Annotated in this window: 5 protein-coding genes and 1 pseudogene; 3 read left to right on the top strand and 3 right to left on the bottom strand. The window is 63.7% G+C overall.

What is annotated here, in order from left to right:
- The 3 genes and pseudogenes from G3574_RS06975 to G3574_RS06965 form a co-directional block, all read right to left on the bottom strand.
- Positions 1 to 170 (bottom strand): annotated as a pseudogene (locus tag G3574_RS06975) (benzoyl-CoA 2,3-epoxidase subunit BoxB); the annotation flags it as partial.
- 65 nt (positions 171 to 235) lie between these two features.
- The gene (gene boxC / locus G3574_RS06970; RefSeq protein ID WP_163961428.1) at positions 236 to 1,894 is read right to left on the bottom strand and encodes a 2,3-epoxybenzoyl-CoA dihydrolase; all 1,659 of its coding nucleotides are present in this window, start codon (positions 1,892 to 1,894) and stop codon (positions 236 to 238) included.
- A 213-nt stretch (positions 1,895 to 2,107) separates the two neighbouring features.
- The gene (locus G3574_RS06965) at positions 2,108 to 3,010 is read right to left on the bottom strand and encodes a helix-turn-helix transcriptional regulator (protein ID WP_163961426.1); all 903 of its coding nucleotides are present in this window, start codon (positions 3,008 to 3,010) and stop codon (positions 2,108 to 2,110) included.
- 398 nt (positions 3,011 to 3,408) lie between these two features.
- On the opposite strand from G3574_RS06965, the gene G3574_RS06960 reads away from it, so the two are divergent.
- The 3 genes from G3574_RS06960 to G3574_RS06950 all read left to right on the top strand — a co-directional run.
- Complete coding sequence (locus G3574_RS06960) at positions 3,409 to 4,977, top strand: benzoate-CoA ligase family protein (protein WP_235953127.1); 1,569 nt, start codon at positions 3,409 to 3,411, stop codon at positions 4,975 to 4,977.
- Between the two features lie 323 nt (positions 4,978 to 5,300).
- The gene (locus tag G3574_RS06955; RefSeq protein ID WP_163961422.1) at positions 5,301 to 6,488 is read left to right on the top strand and encodes an ABC transporter substrate-binding protein; all 1,188 of its coding nucleotides are present in this window, start codon (positions 5,301 to 5,303) and stop codon (positions 6,486 to 6,488) included.
- Positions 6,489 to 6,598: 110 nt separating this feature from the next.
- Positions 6,599 to 6,812 (top strand): ABC transporter permease subunit (locus tag G3574_RS06950; protein WP_407941646.1); only part of this gene is annotated, 214 nt, incomplete at its 3' end.

The following is a 6,812-nucleotide window of genomic DNA, read 5'->3' as shown; positions in this document are numbered from 1 at the left end:
TTGATCGCCGTGCGCAGGTAGACGTCATAACTCGTCGTTCCCTCGGGCCCCATGTCCTGCCACCACCGCAGGTAATTCGGCTGCCAGTGCTCGAGGGCGCGCTGCAGTGTGCGGTCTTCGGAAAGATTGACGTTGTTGGGAATCTTTTCGCTGTAGTCGATCGTGCTCACGGTGGAATCCTTATGACGTAACTGGTAGAAATCGGTTGAAATCGCTCGGAATCGATTGAAGCCTGTCAGACGCGGTTCATGTCGAACTGGGCCTTGTTGCCGGTGCCGTAGACCTTGAGGGCGCCCGCCTCGCCGACGGCATTCGGACGAATGAAGATCCAGTTCTGCCAGGCGGTGAGGCGGCCGAAGATGCGGGTCTCCATGGTTTCGCGGCCATTGAAGCGCAGGTTGGCTTCCATGCCGGTCAATGCATCGGGCGACATGCTGGCACGCTCTTCGAGGGCAAGGCGGGTTTCGTCGGCCCAGTCGAGATCGTCCGGGTCGGCGGTGACCAGGCCGAGTTCCATGGCGCGCGGCGCGTCGAGCATCTTGCCCTTGCATTCGCGCACGGCGGCAATTGCTGCTTCGTCGCCATAGAAGCGGCGGGCAAGGCGGGATTCGCCGGTCACCATCGGGAAGGTGCCGAAGTTGAGTTCGGACACGGCGATCTTCGGCGTCTTGACGGCGTCGTCCGGCAGCGCCAGCATGTAGATGCGGTCGGCGGCCAGCGCTACCTCGAGGAAGGTGCCCGCGAACGCCGAGCCTTCTTCGACGAAGGCGAACAGCGAGCGAGAGGTCACGTCGAGGCGGGCCAGCGTGCGGCGCAGCATGCCCACGGTCTCGCGCACCAGCCAGTGGTCCATGTTGGCGGCTAGCGTAGCATCGGCATCGAGCACCGCCTGGGGATTGCCGGACGACTTGAGGATCCAGGTGCCGATGTCGAGTTCGTTGGTCCGCAGGTGCAGGATGGCGTCGTCGAGTTCGCGGGCGAATTGAAGCGGCCACCAGTTCGCGCCGGCAGCCTCGATGCCGGCCACGTCCCTCGGCAGGACGGCGGTAGGAGCTTTCACGGTCAGCGTCGCGTTGCGCGCGCCGCGGTCGATGACGGCGCTGACGAAGTCGTATTCCAGAGTGTCGCCGTCGAGTTTGCGGTTGAGCGGCGTGAGGGTGACGCCATTGGCGTCGTTAGGGCGACCGGATTGCTCGGCAAGCGCGAGCGCGTGCCGGCGCACGGTCTCGGCGAACTGCGCCGGCTTGGCCACCTCGTCGACCAGTTTCCAGTCCTTGGCCCGCTGGCCGCGCACGCCCTCGGACGTAGTGCAGAAGATATCGGCATGGTCATGGCGCACGTGGCGCTTGTCAGTCAGGCGCGTCAGGCCGCCGGTGCCCGGCAGCACGCCCAGCAGCGGGACTTCCGGCAGGCTGACCGAGGAGGAGCGGTCATCGACCAGGATGATCTCATCGCAGGCCGCGGCTAGCTCATAGCCGCCGCCGGCGCAGGCGCCATTGACCGCCGCCACGAACTTCAGTCCGCCGTGGCGGCTGGAATCTTCTAGGCCATTGCGGGTTTCATTGGTGAACTTGCAGAAGTTGACCTTCCAGGAATGCGAGGACTTGCCGAGCATGAAGATGTTCGCGCCGGAGCAGAAGATGCGGTCGCGCCCGCCGGTGATAACCACGGTCTTGACGGTCGGATGCTCGAAACGGATACGCTGGACTGCATCATGCAGTTCGATATCCACGCCGAGGTCATAGGAGTTCAGCTTGAGCTTGTAGCCTTCCCTCAGGCCGCCGTCCTCGTTCACGGTCATCGTCAGCGTGGCGATGGGCCCGTCGACCGACAGGCTCCAGTGCTTGTACCGCTCGGGCGACGTTTCGTAGTTCACAATCGGTGCGGTCGTCATGATGCTCCTCGTGGGTATTCTGCGGAATTATGCTGCATAGCGATTCCTTTGAAAGCACGATATTGCAGGCAACCGGACGTGTCAAGCATGAAGATGCACTGAGCTTCGGTCATGCGATTACCGGCCTTTATCCCGGGGCAGCGATACGTTGCCAAAAGGAAAAGGGCTGCCGTATGGCAGCCCTTTCTCAGGTTGATGGCAGGAAAAACGCGGTCAGTGCGGCAGGATGACGTCCTGCAGCTTGTCCCGCAAGCCGAAGAAGGCCGCTTCCTGGGCCATGTCGCTGGTGTCGAAGGTCATGTCGGCCTTGGAATAGAAGGCGGCGCGGCTTTCGAGGATGTTCTTCAGGTCTTCCATCGCTTCCCGGTTGCCAGCCATGGGCCGGGTGTCGCCCTGCGCCATCACCCGGGACATGTGTTCCTGCGGCGAGGCCTTGAGCCAGACGGTATAGCAATGCGACAGCAGCAGGTTGAAGGCGGCGGGGTCGGACACCAGCCCGCCCGGGGTGGCGATCACTGCGCGCGGATAGCGCCGGATGATGTCCTCGAGCGCCCGGTACTCGTAGCGGCGATAGGCGTTCGGCCCATACAGCGCATGGATTTCGGCGACGTTGCAGCCGGCCATCGTCTCGACGTGCCGGCTCAACTCGATGAACGGCACCATCCAGTTGTCGGCGAGCATCCTCCCGATGCTGGATTTTCCTGCCCCGCGCAGGCCGATCAGCGCCACGCGCTGCCGGCGCGACATTTCGCTGGCAGGCGCATCGAACACGCTGGCGATGGCCGACCGCGCCTTTGCCAGTTCCTCGTCGCTGCGTCCGCGCAGGATCTCGCGGATCATCAGCCATTCCGGCGACGTCGCGGTTTCGTCGCCGATCATTTCCGCCAGGGAACAATTCAGTACCGCGGTCAGCTGCCGCAGGAACTGGATGGAGGCATTGCCCACCCCGGATTCCACGTTGGCGAGGTGGCGCTCCGACACGTCCGCCAGCCTCGCAAGCGCCTTGCGGGTCAGGCCGCGCCGCGCCCGCAGCGCCCGGACCCGCTCGCCGAGGGCGAGCAGAAACGGGTCTTTCTCCCCTTCATTTTGTTCCGCCAGAAACGGTTGCGCGGTCATGTTCGGCATTCCTTATGTTCTTGCACGTTGCGCCCGTGATTATCGCAAATCCGAGTGCATGCGCCAGCCAAAATAGATGAAATATCTTTTGCGACGACTCACTTGCCTTATGCAAGATTATTCACCTACACTGCGCTTGACAAGCACTATAGTCCGCCAGATTGCATTGTTGGCCACATTCCGTACAACTTGCCTGCTAAGGAAGTCCCTCCATGGATGCCCGAAAGGTTTTAGTCATTGATCAGCCGGCCCACCGGCGAAATCGGCCAGCTGCTGCTCGTTCCGTACCTGCCGCCGCGAGGCGCGATGCGTTTCTCCCCCGCTAACGCCTGAACCTTCCGGGACGCTGTTTCCAGTCCTCGCCGGGATGCGTCAGCAGCCACCACATGGAGATGAAGATGAACAACCCGATGGCCGCCCCACTGCCGCAGCGATTCAATTTCGCGCGCTACCTCCTTGAAACCAACGCCGGCCGCGCGGCAAAGACGGCCTATGTGGACGACAGCGGCTCGATGACCTACGGCGAGCTGGACCAGCGCATACGCCGCTTCGCCGCCGCCCTGCTGCAGGCCGGCTTCCAACCCGAGCAGCGGGTGCTGCTCATGATGCACGATACCGTGGACCTGCCCGTCGCCTTCCTCGGCGCGCTGTTCGCAGGCGTGGTGCCGGTACCGGTGAACACTCTGCTGCCAGCCGCGGACTACGCCTACATGATCGAACACAGCCGCGCGAGGGCGGTCGTCGTTTCCCAAGCGATGCTGCCCTGCCTGCGGGAAGCCCTTGCCCAGACCGCGGCGCGACCGGCCGTCATCGTCAGCGGCGGACCGGCGCCTGATGGCGACGGCGGCATTTCCATGGCTTCCATGCTCGAAACCGAACCGCTGCGCCCGGATGCCCATGCCGACACCCATGCCGACGATTTCGCCTTTTGGCTCTACTCGTCCGGCTCGACCGGCCGCCCGAAAGGCACGGTCCATTCCCACGGCAACCTCTACTGGACCGCCGAGCTGTACGCGAAGCCCGTGCTGGGCATCAATGAAAACGACACCGTTTTTTCCGCCGCCAAGCTGTTCTTTGCCTATGGCCTGGGCAACGCCTTGACCTTCCCGCTTTCCGTCGGCGCAACGACGATCCTGATGGCGGAGCGTCCCACGCCAGCCGCCGTCTTCAAGCGCCTGACCGAACACAAGCCGACCATCTTCTACGGTGTGCCGACCCTGTATGTCGCGATGCTGTCCTCCGAGGCGCTGCCCGCGCGGTCGGACGTCGCCCTGCGCATCTGCGCGTCCGCCGGAGAGGCTCTGCCGCGCGAGGTCGGCGAACGCTTCACCCGTCACTTCGGTTGCGAGATCCTCGACGGACTGGGATCGACCGAAATGCTGCACATCTTTATCTCGAACCGCGCCGGCAGCGTGCGCTACGGCACCTCCGGACGCCCGGTCGAAGGATATGAAGTGGAGTTGCGCGACGAATCCGGACGCCCGGTGCCTGTCGGCGAAATCGGCGACCTCTACATCCGCGGGCCGAGCGCGGCGCTGCTGTACTGGAGCAACCGCGAGAAGACGCGCTCCACCTTCCAGGGCGACTGGCTCAAGAGCGGCGACAAGTACGTGGCCGACGCCGACGGTTACTACGCCTACGCTGGGCGCAGCGACGACATGCTGAAGGTCAGCGGCCAGTACGTGTCGCCGATCGAGGTGGAGAACGTACTTATCGAGCATCCGGCGGTGCTGGAAAGCGCGGTCATCGGCCGGCCCGACAGCGAAGGCTTGACCAAGACCGTGGCCTACGTGGTGGTCGGCAAGAACGCCAGCGCGTCGCCGGCATTGATCGAGGATCTCAAGGGCTTCGTCAAGGGCAAACTCGCGCCGCACAAGTACCCGCGCGAGATCCATTTCGTCAGCGAATTGCCCAAGACCGCCACCGGCAAGATCCAGCGCTTCAAGCTGCGGGCCCTGGAAGGATGAGCCGCATGGCGGCCATGCCGGCCGCCTCGCCATCCGGACGCGGCTCCGTCACGACTGGCTGGCAGGACCGTGAAATCGACTTGCCGGATGTATGACGAAAAATTGACGTAACAGGATTCCAGGTAACGATGACGAATATGGCAAACTGGCACCGGTCGAGGGCATCGGGCGAAAGACGCCCCGGACGCAGTTGCTGATTCTTTCCGGTTGCGGCCGATCACTGCACCGGGACCAACCCGAACGGCTCATCCAAGAAGCCGGGCAATTGATTCGCCAACCCCATACCAAGAACGCGAAACTGCAGTGAATTCAAGGAGACAACCATGACACGCCGCACCAACCCCATCCTCGCCTCCAGCCTGGCGCTTTCCCTCGCGCTGGCTGGCCTCGGCGCATCCGACGCCTTCGCCCAGGGCCAGGCGCCGATCAAGGTCGGTTTCATGCTACCGGCCACCGGCACCTATGCCAGCCTCGGCAACATGATCGAGAACGGCTTCAAGCTCTACATCGCCGAGCAGGGAGGCAAGATCGGCGGCCGCGACGTCCAGTATTTCAAGGTCGACGACGAGTCCGATCCGGCCAAGGCCGCGGACAACGTCAACAAACTGATCAAGCGCGACCAGGTCGACGTACTGGTCGGCACGGTGCACTCCGGCGTGGCCACGACCATGGCCAAGGTGGCGCGCGACACGAACACGCTGTTGATCGTGCCCAACGCCGGCGCCGACGTGATCACCGGCGCCATGTGCGCGAAAAACATCTTCCGCACTTCCTTCACCAACTGGCAGCCGGCATTCGCAATGGGCAAGGTCGCCGCCGAGCGCGGCCACAAGAACGCGGTCACGATCACCTGGAACTACGCCGCCGGCAACGAGTCGGTCAAGGGCTTCCAGGAAGGCTTCGAGAAAGGCGGCGGCAAGGTCACCCAGAATCTCAACCTGCCCTTCCCCAACGTCGAGTTCCAGGCGCTGCTGACGCAGATCGCGTCGCAGAAGCCGGATGCCGTCTATGCCTTCTTTGCCGGCGGCGGCGCGGTCAAGTTCGTCAAGGACTACGTGGCGGCCGGCCTGAACAAGACGATTCCGCTGTATGGTCCGGGCTTCCTGACCGACGGCACGCTGGAAGCCCAGGGTGACGCGGCACAGGGCATGCTGACCACCCTGCACTACGCGGACAACCTGAACAACCCGCGCGACAACGCCTTCCGCCTCGCCTTCGCGAAGGCCTACAAGACCAATGCCGACGTCTACGCGGTGCAAGGCTACGACGCCGCGCAACTGCTCGCCACCGGCGTTAAGGCGGTCAACGGCGACATCGGCAAGCGTGACCAGATGCTGGCCGCGATGCGCGGCGCCAGCATCGACAGCCCGCGCGGCAAGTTCACGCTGTCGCCCGCCGGCAATCCGGTGCAGGACATCTACCTGCGCGAAGTGAAGGGCAACCTGAACCAGAACAAGGGCGTGGCCATCAAGAACCTGGCCGACCCGGCGCGCGGCTGCAAGCAGGGCTGATTCCGCCGTTCATTACCCGCCATGCCAGCCTCGGCTGGCATGGCCCCAGCCCTCATCGAATCGAACCCGGGAACGACTGCATGTCGCGCATGACCGGGGACAGGATTGCCATGGATATTTCGACCTTCCTGGTCCAGTGCCTCAACGCGGTGCAGTACGGTCTGCTGCTGTTCCTGGTGGCCAGCGGCCTGACGCTGATCTTCGGCATCATGGGCGTGATCAACCTCGCCCACGGCAGCTTCTACATGATCGGCGCCTACCTTGCCTTTTCCATCGCGCCCTTCTTCGGCGACAACTTCATCCTGATGCTGCTGGCCGGCGTGG

Source organism: Noviherbaspirillum galbum (assembly GCF_010974945.1).
Classification (GTDB): domain Bacteria; phylum Pseudomonadota; class Gammaproteobacteria; order Burkholderiales; family Burkholderiaceae_D; genus Noviherbaspirillum; species Noviherbaspirillum galbum.
The sequence above is the reverse complement of the archived record's forward strand: the minus strand, read 5'-3'. Positions and strand labels throughout refer to the sequence as shown.